At 56.6% G+C, this 16,571-nt stretch carries 15 protein-coding genes, 4 tRNA genes and 2 pseudogenes; 13 read left to right on the forward strand and 8 right to left on the reverse strand.

Going from position 1 to position 16,571, the window contains the following annotated elements:
- Positions 1–59: 59 nt before the first annotated feature.
- The 3 genes from lolA to lrp all read right to left on the reverse strand — a co-directional run bounded on the left by lolA (position 60) and on the right by lrp (position 3,959).
- Positions 60–668, reverse strand: a complete 609-nt coding sequence (lolA, locus tag AB5Y86_RS01340) for an outer membrane lipoprotein chaperone LolA (RefSeq protein ID WP_041236057.1) — start codon at positions 666–668, stop codon at positions 60–62.
- Between the two features lie 80 nt (positions 669–748).
- Positions 749–3,265: a DNA translocase FtsK gene (locus AB5Y86_RS01345; RefSeq protein WP_136501235.1), complete on the reverse strand. Its 2,517-nt coding sequence runs from the start codon at positions 3,263–3,265 to the stop codon at positions 749–751.
- 202 nt (positions 3,266–3,467) lie between these two features.
- Positions 3,468–3,959: a leucine-responsive transcriptional regulator Lrp gene (gene lrp, locus AB5Y86_RS01350; protein WP_005300047.1), complete on the reverse strand. Its 492-nt coding sequence runs from the start codon at positions 3,957–3,959 to the stop codon at positions 3,468–3,470.
- 150 nt (positions 3,960–4,109) lie between these two features.
- Here lrp and ald point away from each other — a divergent pair, with 150 nt between their 5' ends.
- The 3 genes from ald (at position 4,110) to AB5Y86_RS01365 (ending at position 7,670) form a co-directional block, all read left to right on the forward strand.
- A complete protein-coding gene (ald, locus tag AB5Y86_RS01355) occupies positions 4,110–5,225 on the forward strand; it encodes an alanine dehydrogenase (protein WP_005337098.1) in 1,116 nt (371 codons plus the stop codon).
- A 184-nt stretch (positions 5,226–5,409) separates the two neighbouring features.
- A complete protein-coding gene (gene trxB, locus AB5Y86_RS01360) occupies positions 5,410–6,360 on the forward strand; it encodes a thioredoxin-disulfide reductase (protein WP_368191861.1) in 951 nt (316 codons plus the stop codon).
- A 62-nt stretch (positions 6,361–6,422) separates the two neighbouring features.
- On the forward strand, positions 6,423–7,670 hold the full coding sequence (locus AB5Y86_RS01365) for a diguanylate cyclase (RefSeq protein WP_064338140.1): 1,248 nt from the start codon (positions 6,423–6,425) through the stop codon (positions 7,668–7,670).
- 108 nt (positions 7,671–7,778) lie between these two features.
- Here the strand turns inward: AB5Y86_RS01365 and AB5Y86_RS01370 are convergent, their stop codons facing one another.
- Complete coding sequence (locus AB5Y86_RS01370) at positions 7,779–8,249, reverse strand: glycine zipper 2TM domain-containing protein (protein WP_005337104.1); 471 nt, start codon at positions 8,247–8,249, stop codon at positions 7,779–7,781.
- Positions 8,250–8,268: 19 nt separating this feature from the next.
- On the opposite strand from AB5Y86_RS01370, the gene aat reads away from it, so the two are divergent.
- From aat to infA, 3 genes are all read left to right on the forward strand, one after another.
- A complete protein-coding gene (aat, locus tag AB5Y86_RS01375) occupies positions 8,269–8,976 on the forward strand; it encodes a leucyl/phenylalanyl-tRNA--protein transferase (RefSeq protein ID WP_019445527.1) in 708 nt (235 codons plus the stop codon).
- Positions 8,973–9,689 (forward strand): arginyltransferase, encoded by a 717-nt coding sequence (locus AB5Y86_RS01380; protein ID WP_158113152.1) that lies wholly within the window; start codon positions 8,973–8,975, stop codon positions 9,687–9,689. The genes aat and AB5Y86_RS01380 overlap by 4 nt, the downstream gene beginning before the upstream one ends.
- Before the next feature lie 68 nt (positions 9,690–9,757).
- On the forward strand, positions 9,758–9,976 hold the full coding sequence (infA, locus tag AB5Y86_RS01385) for a translation initiation factor IF-1 (protein ID WP_005300033.1): 219 nt from the start codon (positions 9,758–9,760) through the stop codon (positions 9,974–9,976).
- Positions 9,977–10,044: 68 nt separating this feature from the next.
- Here the strand turns inward: infA and clpA are convergent, their stop codons facing one another.
- Together clpA and clpS are read right to left on the reverse strand one after the other, a co-directional pair.
- Positions 10,045–12,300 (reverse strand): ATP-dependent Clp protease ATP-binding subunit ClpA, encoded by a 2,256-nt coding sequence (gene clpA / locus AB5Y86_RS01390; RefSeq protein ID WP_368191864.1) that lies wholly within the window; start codon positions 12,298–12,300, stop codon positions 10,045–10,047.
- A 59-nt stretch (positions 12,301–12,359) separates the two neighbouring features.
- A complete protein-coding gene (gene clpS, locus AB5Y86_RS01395; protein WP_005337111.1) occupies positions 12,360–12,677 on the reverse strand; it encodes an ATP-dependent Clp protease adapter ClpS in 318 nt (105 codons plus the stop codon).
- Between the two features lie 229 nt (positions 12,678–12,906).
- Here clpS and cspD point away from each other — a divergent pair, with 229 nt between their 5' ends.
- Positions 12,907–13,125, forward strand: coding sequence for a cold shock-like protein CspD (gene cspD / locus AB5Y86_RS01400; protein WP_005300025.1), 219 nt, complete (start codon positions 12,907–12,909; stop codon positions 13,123–13,125).
- Positions 13,126–13,242: 117 nt separating this feature from the next.
- On the opposite strand, the gene folD is transcribed toward cspD, so the two are convergent.
- The gene (folD, locus tag AB5Y86_RS01405; protein WP_108613922.1) at positions 13,243–14,097 is read right to left on the reverse strand and encodes a bifunctional methylenetetrahydrofolate dehydrogenase/methenyltetrahydrofolate cyclohydrolase FolD; all 855 of its coding nucleotides are present in this window, start codon (positions 14,095–14,097) and stop codon (positions 13,243–13,245) included.
- A gap of 213 nt (positions 14,098–14,310) precedes the next feature.
- On the opposite strand from folD, the gene AB5Y86_RS01410 reads away from it, so the two are divergent.
- From AB5Y86_RS01410 to AB5Y86_RS01435, 6 genes and pseudogenes are all read left to right on the forward strand, one after another.
- Positions 14,311–14,387, forward strand: a tRNA-Pro gene (locus AB5Y86_RS01410).
- A 37-nt stretch (positions 14,388–14,424) separates the two neighbouring features.
- A tRNA-Arg gene (locus tag AB5Y86_RS01415) sits at positions 14,425–14,501 on the forward strand.
- A 52-nt stretch (positions 14,502–14,553) separates the two neighbouring features.
- A tRNA-His gene (locus tag AB5Y86_RS01420) sits at positions 14,554–14,629 on the forward strand.
- A 315-nt stretch (positions 14,630–14,944) separates the two neighbouring features.
- A pseudogene (locus AB5Y86_RS01425) lies at positions 14,945–15,214 on the forward strand (response regulator); the annotation flags it as partial.
- Between the two features lies 1 nt (position 15,215).
- Positions 15,216–15,452 (forward strand): annotated as a pseudogene (locus tag AB5Y86_RS01430) (phosphatidylglycerol lysyltransferase domain-containing protein); the annotation flags it as partial.
- Between the two features lie 11 nt (positions 15,453–15,463).
- The gene (locus AB5Y86_RS01435; RefSeq protein ID WP_368191866.1) at positions 15,464–16,162 is read left to right on the forward strand and encodes an AcvB/VirJ family lysyl-phosphatidylglycerol hydrolase; all 699 of its coding nucleotides are present in this window, start codon (positions 15,464–15,466) and stop codon (positions 16,160–16,162) included.
- 314 nt (positions 16,163–16,476) lie between these two features.
- Here AB5Y86_RS01435 and AB5Y86_RS01440 read toward each other — a convergent pair.
- A tRNA-Ser gene (locus AB5Y86_RS01440) sits at positions 16,477–16,564 on the reverse strand.
- Positions 16,565–16,571: the final 7 nt, after the last annotated feature.

Consider the following 16,571-nt stretch of genomic DNA (forward strand, 5'->3'; position numbering starts at 1 on the left):
CGTCACGCCACTCGCCTTTGACTGGCGCAGTGGCGAGCAATCCAACGACCGCTTGCTCATTAGCGCTGGTCGTCCAGCTCGACCCCCTTCGGGATCTTGAAAACAAATTCGTTGCCCTTGAGCACCGGCTTGCGGTTGAAGCTGCTCAGGGTGAATTCACTCCACTGCCCTTGCGCCTCTTTCACATCGAAACGACTGATGTTGTCTTGTCTGTCGAAGGTGACTCGGAAGGAGGCGATCAGCTCATCCTTGTTGCGGCTGGTGACGGTGTAGACATCCCCCTCCTGAGTCACGTCATAGTTCTTCCAGAACTTGTCGTCATTGCCAGCGATCAGAATAAAGGGAGTGTTGAGCACCGCATCTTTCAGCTTGAGGGCGGTGACCTGCTCGACGAAGGGATCATAAACCCAGACATCCTGACCATCGGCCACGATCAGGCTCTCGTCCGGCGAGGTGGTGTGCCAGTTGAACCGGTTTGGCCGCTGCACCAGCAGATCGCCGCTGGCCTTTTGCAGCTCCTTACCCTTGCTGTCATAGACGGTCTGGGCAAATTTGGCGGAGAAGAGGCTCACCCCCGCCAGCTTCTGTTTGAGATCGCTGGCCGCATCGGCCCACACCTGGCTACTGGCCATCAGCAGCACGGTACCCATCAACAGTTGTTTTTTCATCACGCTCTTCATAAAGACGCTCTCGATAAAAGGCCACGCCCGCGGAGGGCATGGCCAGGGATAGTATGAAACGGTGAGGCTTAGTCCCGCACCGGCGGCGGTGCCAGCACGTCGCGCTGACCATTGCCACCCGGTGAGCTGACGATGCCCTGATTCTCCATCTGCTCGATGAGACGGGCTGCCCGGTTGTAACCAATCTTGAACTTGCGCTGAACGCTGGAGGTCGAGCCACGGCGGGACTCCACCACAAAAGCGACCGCTTCGTCGAACAAGGGGTCGAGCTCTTCATCGCCACCACCGCCATATTCGCCGCTGCCACCTTCGCCACCCGACTCACCGGAGAGGATCTCCTCGATGTAGTTCGGCTCGCCGCGCAGTTTCCAGTCCGCCACCACCTTGTGCACTTCGTGATCATCGACGAACGCACCGTGTACCCGGGTCGGGTTGGAGGTGCCAGCCGGCATGTAGAGCATGTCACCCATACCGAGCAGGGATTCGGCGCCGCCCTGATCGATGATGGTGCGCGAGTCGATCTTGCTCGATACCTGGAACGAAATACGGGTCGGGATGTTGGCCTTGATAAGACCGGTAATCACATCCACTGACGGACGCTGGGTCGCCAGAATAAGGTGAATACCGGCGGCCCGCGCCTTCTGGGCGATACGGGCGATCAGCTCTTCCACCTTCTTGCCGACGATCATCATCATGTCGGCAAATTCGTCCACCACCACCACGATGTGGGGCAGTTTCTCCAGTTCTGGCGGCATCTGATCCATAGAGTCACCCGGGCGCCACAACGGATCCAGCAGGGGTTCCCCCTCCTCGATGGCGGCCAGCACCTTGTCGTTGTAGCCCTTGAGGTTGCGCACCCCGACTGCCGACATCAGCTTGTAACGGCGTTCCATCTCGCCCACACACCAGCGCAGGGCGTTGGCGGCATCCTTCATATCGGTCACCACCTCGGTCAGCAGGTGCGGGATCCCTTCGTAGACCGAGAGTTCCAGCATCTTGGGGTCGATCATGATGAAGCGCAGATCATCTGGGGATGACTTGTAGAGCATCGAGATGATCATGGTGTTGACCCCTACCGACTTACCGGAACCTGTGGTACCGGCCACCAGCAAGTGAGGCATCTTGGCCAGGTTCACCACCACCGGCTCCCCTGCGATGTCCTGACCCAAGCCCATGGTGAGCGGGTTGCGGCTATCGCGGAAAGCATCGCAGTCGAGGGTTTCACGCAGGTAAACGGTCTGGCGCACCCGGTTGGGCAGCTCGATACCCACATAGGTCTTGCCCGGGATCACTTCCACCACCCGCACGCTGCTGGCAGACAAAGAGCGGGCCAGATCGCGCGAGAGGTTGGTGATCTTGCTCGCCTTCATGCCCGGCGCCAGATCCAGCTCGAAACGAGTAATGACCGGGCCCGGATAGACACCGACCACCTTGGCCTGCACGTTGTAGTCGGCAAGCTTGGCCTCCACCAGACGGCCCATGCGATCCAGCTCATCCTTGCTCATCATCTGGGTCTTGGCGGGTGGACGGTCGAGCAGTTCGATACTCGGCAACGGCGGCAGCGTAGATTGCGGACGACGCTTGGGCTTGGTCGGTGCGACGGCTACCGGCGCGGCGACCTCGTCGTCCCCTTCGGCCCACGGCAGATCCAGATCGTCCTCATCATCGTCATCGGCCACAGCCAGTACCGGCTGACGGCGCCCATTGGCAGCCGCCACCGCACGTTTCGGTTTGGCAGCCGGAGTCGGCTCGTCCTCTTCATCATCAAACTGTGGGTCGAACTCGAAGGTATCGTCGTCGAGTTCCGGCAGCCACTCTTCGGCGGCAGCCTTCTGGTTCTTGGCCTTGGGCTTGCGCGTCCAGCTGGTGTGCGGCTCATCTTCCTCGTCATCAAACGCGATGGCCCCTACCCCGCCTTCCAGCAAGGGATCCGGCCCCTCGTTGCGGGGTTGACGCCAGCCACCGGTCAGCCAGCGGCCGAGGGTGGTCGGGAAGTGGTAAACAGCGCTGACCGAACCGGTACAGGCCGCACCGATCTGCTCGACAATAGTGAGCCAGGACCAGCCGGTAAACAGGGTGATGCCGGTTGCCACGAAGCAGAGCAGCATCAGGTTGGCCCCGACGCCGCCAAACAGCGGTACCACTGCAGAAGCGATCACATCCCCCACCAGACCACCGGCGGAGAAGTTTTGCATATCGTTGAAGTTCATGCTGGCAATGGCCGACATGCCGAGCACAGTCAGGATAAAGCCGATGATCCGCACCCCCAGGGTGAGGTAATCCACATCAAGCAGACGGCTCGGGCGCCAGAACAGACTCCAGCCCAGCAACACCACCAGCGGCGGCACCAGATAGGAGAAGGCACCAAAGGTAAACATGGTGATGTCGGCGAGCCAGGCACCGGCACTACCGGCGAGGTTCTTCACCTCCCCTTGCCAAGAGGTCTGGGACCAGCCGGGATCAGCGGGATGATAGGACAACAGGGCAAGCAGAAGATAAGCAGCCATCAGAGTGATGGCGATCAAGACGGCTTCGAAGATCCGTTGTGTACCTGATAAAGGAGTAAACAGCTTTTTATCGGCCAAACTCCGGCTCCTTTCTGAAAACATGTAATGCAGGAAATAAGGGGGCCTAGTATCCCCGAAAAGCCCATCGATTGTCAGCCAGAGCCTGATGGGACGGGGCCATATTTGCAATTATCTTTACAAGAAGAAACGAGCGGACCGGCCGCTCGTTTCTGACTGTCATGGTGTCTCATATGGAAAAGATACCACGGCATAACCTGCTTTATCGGGTGCTGATCACCAGACGACTGCTCTGCTTGACCTCTTCCATCACCACATAGGTGCGGGTGTCATTGACACCGGGCAGACGCAGCAGGGTTTCCCCCAACAGACGGCGGTAAGCCGACATGTCGCTGACTCGGGTCTTGAGCAGATAGTCGAAGTCACCGGAAACCAGATGACACTCCTGGATCTCTTCGAGCACCTGAACAGCCTTGTTGAACTGTTCAAACACATCAGGCGCCCCGCGATTGAGGGTTATCTCTACAAACACCAGCAGAGATGCGTCCAGATAATGAGGGTTCAGAATAGCGGCATATCCTTCGATATAACCTTGTCGCTCGAGGCGACGAACCCGTTCCAGACACGGTGTAGGACTCAGGCCAACTCGCTTGGACAACTCAACATTCGAAATCCTGCCATCCTTTTGCAGTTCATTAAGAATGTTGCGGTCAATCCTGTCCAAATCCTTTAGCCGACTCTTAGCTTCCATCATTTTATTCCATCCTTTGGCTATTTTTTGGTAAGAATCACCAGTCATTTTATAATTATGGTCACAAATCCTGTCAATACCTGAATATACTAGGCGCAAATGTTGGTTAACATTTTGGCAACATGAAACACCAATCTATAGACGAGGGATAGCATGATTATCGGTGTACCTAAAGAGATAAAAAACCATGAATACCGCGTAGGCATGGTTCCGGCCAGTGTACGTGAACTGACAGCACGAAACCATACTGTTTTCGTCCAAAGCGGTGCCGGAAACGGCATTGGCTTCAGCGATGCAGATTATATCGCTGTTGGAGCCGAAATTTTGGCCTCTGCAGCAGAGGTTTTCGCCAAAGCCGAGATGATCGTCAAGGTCAAGGAACCTCAGCCTGTAGAATGTGCCATGCTGCGCCCGGGTCAAACCCTGTTTACCTATCTGCATCTGGCGCCAGACTTGCCCCAGACCGAAGCCCTGCTGAAAAGCGGCGCCATCTGTATCGCCTATGAAACCGTCACCGACGGCCGTGGCGGCCTGCCCCTGCTGGCCCCCATGTCGGAAGTGGCCGGACGCATGTCTATTCAGGCGGGTGCCCAGGCGCTGGAAAAATCGCGCGGTGGTAGCGGTGTGCTGCTCGGCGGCGTACCCGGTGTCGAACCAGCCAAGGTGGTGATCATCGGTGGCGGCGTGGTCGGCTCCAATGCAGCCCGCATGGCCATTGGCCTGCGCGCGGATGTCACCATCCTCGACAACAACGTCGATACCTTGCGTCGTCTCGATAACGAGTTCCAGGGAGCGGCCAAGGTGGTCTACTCCAACAGCGAGACACTGGAGCGCCATCTGCTGGCGGCCGATCTGGTCATCGGCGGCGTGCTGGTGCCGGGTGCCACTGCGCCAAAACTTGTCCGCCGTGACCATATTGCGCGCATGAAGCCGGGTTCTGCCATCGTCGATGTGGCCATCGATCAGGGCGGCTGTGTGGAAACCTCCCACGCCACCACCCACCAGGATCCGACCTATATCGTCGATGAGGTGGTGCACTACTGTGTCGCCAACATGCCGGGGGCGGTGGCCCGCACCTCGACCGTGGCGCTCAACAATGCCACTCTCCCCTTTATCATCAAGCTGGCCCAGCAAGGGTATCGTCAGGCACTGCTGAGCGATCCGAACCTGTTGCACGGGCTCAACGTGATGGAGGGCAAACTCACATGCAAGGAAGTGGCCGTGGCACATGGCCTTGCCTACACGGATCCCCTGACCCTGCTGAACTGATCTGCGCTGGCCTGCACCAGTTGGAGATGAGTGAAAATCCGCCCGCGATGGGCGGTTTTTTATTCCTTTATTTTGCATGTCACCCCTTGTGAACACGATTAGTGCAATCGACTCACCAGCCTTTGACCCCGGATCTCGAATTACCTACAATCGCGCAAACTCATCACATCCCGGAAATGACATCATGAGCCAAGTCACTCACAGCAAATTGCTGATCTTAGGGTCAGGCCCAGCCGGTTACACCGCGGCCATCTACGCCGCCCGCGCCAACCTCAATCCCTTGCTCATCACCGGCATGCAGCAAGGGGGTCAGCTGACCACCACCACCGAAGTGGAAAACTGGCCAGGTGATCCGGAAGGCCTGACCGGCCCAGCCCTGATGGAGCGCATGAAAGAGCATGCAGAGAAGTTCGATACCCGCATCCTGTTTGATCACATCAACAGTGTCGAACTGGCTCAGCGCCCGTTCCGTCTCAAGGGCGACAACGGCGAGTACACCTGCGATGCCCTGATCATTGCGACCGGCGCCTCCGCCAAGTATCTGGGCCTACCCTCCGAAGAGGCCTTCAAGGGGCGCGGCGTCTCCGCCTGTGCCACCTGTGACGGTTTCTTCTACCGCAATCAGGAAGTGGCGGTAATCGGCGGCGGCAACACCGCTGTTGAAGAAGCTTTGTATCTGGCCAACATCGCCAAGAAGGTGCACCTGATCCACCGCCGCGACGAATTCCGTGCCGAGAAGATCCTGATCAAGCGTCTGCACGACAAAGTCGCGAGCGGCAATATCGTGCTGCACACCCACCAGACCCTGGACGAAGTGCTGGGCGATCAGATGGGGGTCACCGGTGTGCGCCTGCGCAACACTCAGGACAACAGCACCAGCGAGCTGCCGCTGATGGGCGTCTTCATCGCCATCGGCCACCAGCCCAATACCCAGATCTTCGATGGCCAGCTGGAGATGCAAAACGGCTATCTGAAGGTACGTGGCGGCCTCGACGGTTTTGCCACCCAGACCAGCATTGAAGGTGTCTTCGCTGCCGGCGACGTGGCCGACCACAACTACCGTCAGGCGATCACCTCTGCCGGTACCGGCTGCATGGCAGCCCTCGATGCCGAACGCTACCTCGACGCGCAATAAACAAGCGCAGATGTGATATAAGGCATACCAGTCGGTATGCCTTTTTTATTTAAAGGAGTCTAATGAAACAGAAGATATTGATTGTCGAAGATAGCCTGACCATCCGCCGTATGCTGACTCAGGCCATTGCCCAGCAGACAGGCCTCGAGATTGACGCCTTCGATACCCTCGAAGGAGCCCGTCACTGCCGGGGCGAGGAGTATGTGGTCGCGCTGGTGGACCTGACCTTGCCGGATGCGCCCCGTGGCGAAGCGGTCAACGAGCTGCTGGCTCGAGGTTTGCCGGTGGTGATCCTCACTGCCGACATTAGCGAGGATAAACGTGCCGCCTGGCTGGAAACCGGCGTGCTGGACTATGTGATGAAGGATTCGCGCCACTCGCTGCAATATGCCGTTAGTCTGGTGCACCGCCTCTATCTCAACCAGTCGATCGAAGTGCTGGTGGTCGACGACTCACGCACCTCCCGTCACCGCACCATGGCCCAGTTGCGCAAGCAGTTGTTGCAGGTGCATGAGGCCAGTCATGCCCGTGAAGCGATGGCGATGCTGGAGCAACACCCGGACATCCGGCTGGCACTGGTCGACTACTATATGCCGGATATCGATGGCATCAGTCTGGTGCGGATGCTGAGAGAGCGATACAGCAAGCAGCAACTCGCGATTATCGGGATCTCGGTCTCGGACAAGCGCGGTCTCTCTGCTCGCTACCTCAAGCAGGGCGCCAACGACTTTCTCAACCAGCCGTTCGAGCCGGAAGAACTGCAGTGTCGGGTCAGCCACAATCTGGAAGCGCTCGAGCAGTTCAACAGCATTCAGGAGTCAGCCAATCGTGACTACCTGACCGGTCTCTACAATCGGCGCTACTGGTTCAACGAAGGGCAAAAATGGTTTGAAGAATATCAGCGCCAGCAGACGCCTCTTGCACTCTGTGTGCTCGATGTGGATCACTTCAAGCAGGTCAACGATCACTGGGGCCATGCCATCGGCGATCAACTGCTCTGCCATCTGACCCGGCTACTGACCCAGTTCTTCCCCGATGCCATGATCGCCCGGTTTGGCGGAGAGGAGTTTGCCATGATGGTGCCTCACTGTACCGTCCCCGTGTTGATCAAGCGTCTTGAAGGGCTGCGTCAGCAGCTGCGCCAGCAACCCTTGTCACCGGAAACCCCGCTCTTTGTTCGCGCCAGTTACGGCGTGATCAGCGTCGGGCGGATATCCATGGACGAGGCGCTGAGCGTAGCGGATCGGCTGCTCTATCAGGCAAAGAACACCGGTCGCGACAAGATAGTCTCTCAAGAGACAGCTATCTGAATCCTCAGGGCATCAGTCCCGTGTATTACCGCCCGACAGACTTTCCAACAGGAGAGTCTGCGGGTTCCTTTCCTGCCACAGTCTCCCCATCACAATGACTATCGAAAGTCAGTAAGTCTTGTCGACCCGCACCCCATCATCGAAGTAGAGAATGCGCACCTTGTCCCCATTGGCAAAGACCATGGCGGGATCATAATCCTGGATCACGTTGATAAGGGCATTTTGCTCGTTGCGGATCAGCAGCTCCACCAACTTGTTTTCCACCACGGTTCCCCCGGACTGGTATTGCTGCGCAGCTGCAGCACCCGCGAGCGCGCCGACGGCGGTGGCGATTTCACGGCCATGACCGCCACCAAACTGGTTCCCCAGCAGGCCGCCCAACACAGCCCCCCCCAGCGTCTTCCAGCCAGAGTGCTCTGACTCCAGGATCTGGCGCTGGGTAATATTGCGCACCGTTTCGACCTGACCAAACACCACCTGATTGACCGGCCGCGCGGTATTGCGCTGGTAGACCTCCGCCCCGGCGGGCGCCGTGACAAAGCAGAGCAAGCTGGATACTATCAGGATAATGGCCTTCATCTATGAACCTCGTTGCCTTATGTCTCGCTATCTTACCCAACTGGATGATGAGCTTTGCTGGTTTCCCGACCCCAGCCATGCGCTGGAAGAGCCCAACGGCTTGCTGGCGATCGGCGGGGATCTCTCCCCTGCCAGATTGCTGGCAGCTTATCACAAGGGGATCTTCCCGTGGAATGAACCCCACCAACCGACCCTGTGGTGGTCACCGGATCCCCGCGGGGTCATCCGTCCCGACCAACTCCATGTGGGGCGGACACTGCAGAAGATTATCCGCCGAACCCCATTCGATATTTCTGTCAATCGCGCCTTTAATGAAGTCATTACCGCCTGCGCCGCCCCTCGTCGCACTGCCGATGGCACCTGGATCAGCCAGCCCATGATCGAGGCCTACCAGCAGTTGCACCGGCTGGGTCATGCCCACTCTATCGAGATCTGGCAGGAGGGAGAGCTGCAAGCGGGACTGTATGGCCTCTCTATCGGCCGACTGTTTTGCGGTGAATCCATGTTCAGCCGGATTGATAACGGCGCCAAACTTGCCATGGTGGCACTCTGTCGCCACTTCGCCCGCCATCGTGGCGCTCTCATCGATTGCCAGATGCAGAACCCGTTTCTGGCGACCCTGGGTATCGAGGAGTGGCCAAGGGCCCGTTTTCTGGCCGAGCTGGCGCGCCTTGGCCATCAACCACTGTTGGCTTCCTGCTGGCAAGAGGGGGAGATCAGCTTATGACTGAAGAAGTGATCCTCAAAGTAGGGCTGACTCCCAAGCATCCCTGCAGTTATCTGGACCATGAACAGGAGCAGTTGCTGGTGCTCATGGATCACAATCTGCTCAACGCCAACGGCTACGAGCGATTGTTGACTGCCGGTTTTCGCCGCAGTGGCAACGACATCTATCGTCCCCACTGCCCGGCGTGCCATGCCTGCCAATCCCTTCGTATTCACAGTGAACACTTTCGTCCCAGCCGCGGCCAGAAGCGGATCCGCCAGCTCAACAGGGATATCGAGATCGTCCTGAGCTACGATGACAAACCCGAGTATTACCTGCTCTACGAACGCTATATCCGCGAACGCCATCACGATGGCAGCATGTATCCCCCCAACCGCAGCCAGTATCGCGGCTTTCTCCATTGTGACTGGATGCCGCCACTCTATCTGGAGATGCGCAAGGAGGGCCGTCTTATCGGCGTGGCCACCACAGACCTGCTACCCCACTCCTTGAGCGCCATGTACACCTTCTTCGATCCGGATTATGCCGATCGCTCCCTGGGCACCTTTGCCATCCTCTGCCAGCTCGATCTGGCCAAGCGAACCGGGCGAAGCTGGCTCTATCTTGGCTATCTGGTAGAGGCGTGCCGCAAGATGAATTACAAGCGCAATTATCTCCCTCACGAACTGTTAATTCAGGGGGAATGGAAAAATATCGACACCAAGCCCGAGTAAACTTTACACATAGCCTTAAATCCGGCATGATCCAGCGGTTTTTTGTTGTGGCTTATCAAGAGGATTCAATGGCTAAAGAAGACAGTATTGAGATGCAGGGCACTATTCTCGAAACCCTGCCCAATACCATGTTCCGTGTGGAACTGGAGAATGGTCACGTGGTTATCGCTCATATTTCAGGCAAGATGCGCAAAAACTACATTCGTATCCTGACTGGAGACAAAGTAACGGTAGCACTGACTCCCTACGATCTCTCCAAGGGACGTATTGTTTTCCGCTCTCGCTAAGCCAGGAATTCAGCAAAAAACCCCAACCTTTCGGTTGGGGTTTTTTGTCGTTTTCTGATCACTGACGCTTAGTGGGAAACAGCTTCAACATTGACCTGAAAATCAAAGCTGAGGCTGTCATTTACCAACTCAACCTTCACTATCCCCCCGTCAACCAGTGAACCAAACAGGATCTCGTTGGCCAGGGGTTTCTTGAGGTGCTCCTGGATTACCCGCCCCATCGGTCTGGCCCCCATGGCTCTGTCATATCCCTTCTCTGCCAACCAGTGGCGGGCACGCTCGGACACCTCGAGAGAAACTCCCTTCGTATCCAGTTGAACCTGCAATTCGACAATGAATTTGTCGACCACCTGATGGATCACCGTCATATCCAGATGGTTGAACCAGATGGTGTGATCAAGCCGGTTGCGAAACTCCGGACTGAAGGTCTTGTTGATCACCGCCATGGCATCGTGGCTCAAATCCTGTTGCTGGAAGCCAATCGATTTGCGCTGGGTCTCCTGCACACCGGCGTTGGTAGTCATGACCAAAATCACGTTACGGAAATCCGCCTTGCGCCCGTTGTTGTCGGTCAGGGTGCCGTTGTCCATCACCTGCAACAGCAGGTTGAACACATCCGGATGCGCCTTCTCAATTTCGTCAAGCAACACAACGGAATGAGGATGCTTGATCACCGCATCAGTCAGCAACCCACCCTGCTCAAAACCAACATAGCCGGGAGGCGCACCAATCAGACGTGAGACGGTGTGACGTTCCATATACTCGGACATATCAAAGCGCAGCATCTCGACACCCAATGCCTTGCCCAACTGCTGGGTCACCTCTGTTTTACCAACACCGGTAGGACCGGCAAACAGGAAGCAACCAACCGGGCGACGCTCATTGCCAAGTCCTGAACGAGAGAGGCGAATCGCATCGGTCAGCACCTCGATGGCTTTATCTTGACCAAAGACCACCATCTTCAGATTGCGTTCCAAGTTCTTCAGAACTTCTTTATCTGAAGAGGAGACTGATTTTTCCGGAATGCGGGCGATCTTGGCCACAATGGACTCAATTTCCTGCACATTGATCACTTTCTTGCGCTTGCTCGCCGGCAGCAGCCGTTGACCGGCACCCGCCTCGTCGATCACGTCGATCGCCTTGTCGGGCAAGTGACGATCATTGATGTACTTGGCAGAGAGCTCGGCAGCTGCACGGATCGCCTTGGCTGTATAGCGCACGCCGTGGTGGGCTTCGTAGCGACTCTTGAGCCCCATCAGGATGCGAGTGGTGTCATCGATAGTCGGCTCGACAATATCGATCTTCTGGAAGCGACGGGCCAGCGCACGGTCTTTCTCGAAGATCTGGGCGTACTCCTGATAAGTGGTGGATCCCACACAGCGGAGCAAACCATTGGAGAGCAGCGGCTTGATCAGGTTGGCCGCATCCAGCTGACCACCGGATGCCGCACCGGCACCGATGATGGTATGGATCTCGTCAATAAAGAGAATGGCCCCTTCCTGACGCTCAATCTGCTTCAGCAGTACCTTGAGGCGCTTCTCGAAATCCCCACGGTATTTGGTGCCCGCCAGCAGAGACCCCATATCCAGCGAATAGATGGTACTGCCCGCAATCACCTCGGGGACATCCCCCTTGACGATGCGATAGGCCAAGCCTTCGGCAATAGCAGTTTTGCCAACGCCCGCTTCACCCACCAGCAGCGGGTTGTTCTTGCGACGGCGGCAGAGCACCTGAATGGTACGATTGAGCTCCTGATCACGGCCAATCAGCGGATCGATGCGCCCTTCCAGCACCAGCTGGTTCAGGTTGGTGGCAAAGCTCTCGATCTGTGCGGCCGAGACATCATCATCAGACTCGGGATTGTTATTGCTGCCGAGATCCGGCTTGCTGTCCTTGCGCACCCCGTGGGAGAGGAAATTGACAACGTCGAGACGGCTGATCTCGGCTTTTTTCAGGAAATAGGCAGCTTGTGACTCCTGCTCACTGAAGATAGCGACCAGCACGTTGGCGCCGCTGACTTCGGTATTGCCGGAGGATTGCACATGGAAGACGGCACGCTGCAACACGCGCTGGAACCCCAGTGTCGGCTGGGTTTCACGATCTTCATCGTCGCGCGGTATGAGCGGAGTAGTTTGGGTGATGAATGCGCGGATCTCCTTGCGCATCTGCTCGACATCGGCACCACAGGAGCTCAGCGCCTCATGGGCTGAACTGTTATCCAGAAGGGCTAACAACAGGTGCTCGACGGTCATGAATTCGTGGCGCTCGTCACGGGCCAGTTTGAAAGCCTCGTTCAGCGTCTTTTCTAGATCTTTATTCAACATAGGCACCTCCCCTAGTACAGCTACAATGTGGTGTCACACTCGCCATCAAGTCATCAGATTCAAGCCTTTTCCATAGTACAGAGCAGTGGATGTTCGTTGTTACGTGCATAGGTGTTGACCTGGACAACCTTGGTTTCGGCGATCTCTGCGGTAAACATGCCGCAGACACCCTTACCACTATAATGCACACTCAGCATGACCTGAGTCGCCTTGTCCAAATCCATACCAAAGAACTTTTGCAGCACCTCCACCACAAACTCCATGGGCGTGTAGTCATCGTTGTTCAACACAACCTTATACATGGGTGGCGGCTGCAGCTTTGTTTTCTCTGCTTCTGCAATCTCTTCATTAGCAAAGAGTTCTTTCTGCTTGCTCATAATCGCGCTTTGGTACCTCTAGATTACTACCGTCTAACACAAGGTTGTCAATAGACTTGTTAACCAGATCACATCAGCTGTTAACAACTTCTTGACTCGCTCAAAAGTTAGACTAGATTGGTTACTTGCTAATCTGTGCCCGTCTGCTATGGGCCCATGTCCCTAGTTATAAAGGGCTGGCGCAGGTTACTCAACGACTTCTGGGTAATCAATAAAAGGATGTAGAAGTATGGCAACCGGCACAGTTAAGTGGTTTAACAACGCAAAAGGATTTGGGTTTATCTGTCCGGAAGGGGGCGGTGAGGATATCTTCGCTCACTACTCCACGATTCAAATGGAGGGCTACAAGACCCTGAAAGCGGGTCAGGCTGTCAATTTTGAACTGCAACAGGGGCCGAAAGGAAATCACGCCTCTGTGATTGTGCCAAACGAAGCACAAAATATGTAAATAACACCCGTTGGATAAATAAAAAACCGGTTCCTCTCTGAGCAACCGGTTTTTTATTGTCAGATTTCTGGCGAATCCTGCCTCCTCACGGGATCACAGGGTTATCACCAGCCATGATCAGTCGTGATATTCGCTGCAGGCGATCAGGGTATTTTCCATCAAGCTGGCGACCGTCATCGGGCCCACGCCACCGGGTACCGGAGTAATGAAGGAGGCATGGCTGCGCGCCGTCTCAAACTCCACATCCCCGACCAGCGAGCCATCAGCCAGGCGATTGATGCCCACATCGATCACCAGTGCTCCCGGTTTGATCCACTCGCCAGGAATGAAGTTGGGCTTGCCGACTGCGACAACCAGCAGATCGGCACGGCGAACCTGCTCTTCCAGATCCCGCGTAAAGCGGTGACAGGTCGTGGTTGTGCAGCCCGCCAGCAACAATTCGAGGGTCATGGGACGCCCCACTATGTTGGACGCTCCCACCACGACAGCATGCAGACCGTGCGTCTTCACGCCGGTGGTCTCGATCAGCGTCATGATCCCTTTCGGAGTGCAGGGGCGCAGCGCCGGAATACGTTGGGCCAGACGGCCGACGTTATATGGGTGGAATCCATCTACATCCTTGTCAGGCTGGATCCGCTCCAGCACCTGAGTGGTATCAAAGTGATCCGGCAACGGCAACTGAACCAGAATGCCATCTACGTGGCTATCCGAATTCAGCTGGTCGATCAGCGCCAGCAGCTCTTCCTGACTGGCGGTTGCACTCAGATCATAGGAACGGGAGAGAAAACCCACCTCCTCGCACGCCCGACGTTTGCTGCCGACATAGACCTGAGAGGCGGGATCCGCCCCCACCAGAATGACTGCCAGCCCAGGAGCCCGTTTCCCTGCCGCCAACCGCTGTTGGACTTGCGCCGCGACCTGGCTGCGAATCGTTTGCGCAACCTGTTTTCCATCTATGATTTTGGCAGACATCGTTCTCCACTCACCATGTGTTCAACTGCCGCGCATTGTCGCATTTTTTTAGCCGGGATGTTAGCGGCAGACGCACGCCATACCTGTAGCGGGCAATAAGTAGGCACTTGAATTTACTGGGGGAAAAAGTCGTTGACGCTGGCCCTTACGCTTGGCTATGATGCCCGCCCGTTGCCCAGTACGACTCATGTCGATATGCTGATCAGGGATTTTCGGTGATTAGCGCAGTCCGGTAGCGCATCTGGTTTGGGACCAGAGGGTCAAAGGTTCGAATCCTTTATCACCGACCATGTTCATCGACTCGTCCTTAAGACGTGTTGATACAAAGCGCCCTTAGCTCAGTTGGATAGAGCAACGGCCTTCTAAGCCGTGGGTCGCAGGTTCGAATCCTGCAGGGCGCGCCATTGATGTTCCCCAATCCTTCTGGATTGGCGAGCGTTGATGAAAATTTCAGTGGTGGCTGTAGCTCAGTTGGTAGAGTCCCGGATTGTGATTCCGGTTGTCGTGGGTTCGAGCCCCATCAGCCACCCCATTATTCTGTCGATAATCGCCGCAAGGTGATGTCCATCGAACTGGTGCAGCGACCTTCTGGTCAGTACCATAAAAAACCGGCCAAGGCCGGTTTTTTGTTTTTCACTCGACAGCGCCTTGCCTTGTCTGCAAGGCCATCATCCTCCAGATCGATAAACGCGGCTCTGCCCATTTGTCACGATGTGCGCCTCCCCATCGATACACACAGCCACACTCCCCCACACATCAGCCTGCCCGGTTCTTTTTCTGTATTTCCCAGGCGCCATTGATATGCTGATCGCTCTTCTTCTCTCCTGCTTTCCGTTGGAGCTTTTCTATGCAACGCATTCTTTTTGTCGAAGATGATCCCGAGATTGGCCAGCTCATCAGCAGTTGGCTCGGTCGCCACGATATGGACGTGATCCTCGAGCCCAGAGGAGACATGGCGCTGGCCCGGGTCGAGGCAGAACAGCCCGACCTGGTGCTGCTCGATATCATGTTGCCGGGACAGGACGGCATGTCCCTCTGTCGGGATCTTCGGCCACGCTTCGACGGCCCCATCGTAATGCTCACCTCGCTGGATAGCGACATGAACCAGATCCTGAGTCATGTCCGGCTTCAACGATCACCCGCTCAACAGCTACTGGGCCCGCCTTGGCAATACCCTGTTCGTCCGTGGCAGCCGTTTTTACAACTTTCAGGGGCTCAGACGCTACAAGGAGAAATTTTCGCCCCGCTGGGAACCCCGCTACCTGCTCTGCAGCAGCAAGCTGGTACTGCCCAGAACCCTGACTCACCTGATCACCCTGATTAGCCGCGGCCCGTTGGGGCTAATCAAGAAATAGGAGCATGGCCAATGAGAGCCTTGATTTTGCTGTTACTCAGTCTCGTACTGCCCGTTTCGTCTTTTGCGGCGCACGCCGCCCCGGTCAAGGATGACCTGAGCCTGATTGAGCTGCCGGTCAAGCAGCCATCCGACGCCCCCATGGTGATCTTTCTCAGCGGCGATGGTGGCTGGGCGGCCCTCGACAAGGGGTTGAGCGCCCAGTTTCAGCTGCACGGCATGCCGGTCGTGGGCTGGAGCTCCCTCACCTACTACTGGAAGAAGAAAACCCCGGAGCAGGTGACCGCCGATCTGGAGCGGATCCTCGATGATTACCAGACTCGCTGGCAGCGCCCCCGCTGGCTGCTGGTCGGCTTCTCGTTTGGTGCCGAGATTGTCCCCTTCGTCATCAACCGGTTACCGGAGCACTATCGTCAGGGACTGGTCGGGGCCGTGATGCTCTCCCCCTCCACCAGCTCGGATTTCGAGATCCACGTTAGCGACATGCTGACCCACAAGGCGCGCAGCTATCCGACCGAGCCGCAGGTGAAGACCATCCGGGATCTGCCGATGCTCTGCCTGCAAGGTGCCGATGATGATGATGACGACCGCCTCTGCCCCCGTCTCAACCAACCTAACGTCACCAGCATCACCCTGCCGGGAGGACATCATTTTGACGATAACTACCCCCAGCTCTATCAGGCCATCACCAAGCAGCTGAACGTGCCCTGAATCAGCAGCCTGTAGAGCATTAACCCGTATCACCACAGAATGCCTTTTAAGTACCGAGCAGGGCAAATCAGCGAGCAATGAAAAGGGCCTCTCTTGCGAGAGGCCCTTGTACTGAATCGGGTGGAAACTTTAAAAGGATCGACCAATGGCTTGGCCGTGGCGTCAAAGTCACCGAGGCATTTCACTGCGATTGCCCAAGCGGTTCAGCCTGATGCGCCATCAAGAACGAAGATTCGCATTTCTATGCCAGCAACCACGCTGGGGATTGCGCCATAAAACAAAAGCCCTGATGTTTCCATCAGGGCTTTGCAATGTGGCGGTGAGGGAGGGATTCGAACCCTCGATACGTTGCCGTATACACACTTTCCAGGCGTGCTCCTTCAGCCACTCGGACACCTCACCAAATTTT

It is taken from the genome of Aeromonas sp. s8 (genome assembly GCF_040907785.1).
Lineage (GTDB): Bacteria > Pseudomonadota > Gammaproteobacteria > Enterobacterales > Aeromonadaceae > Aeromonas > Aeromonas veronii.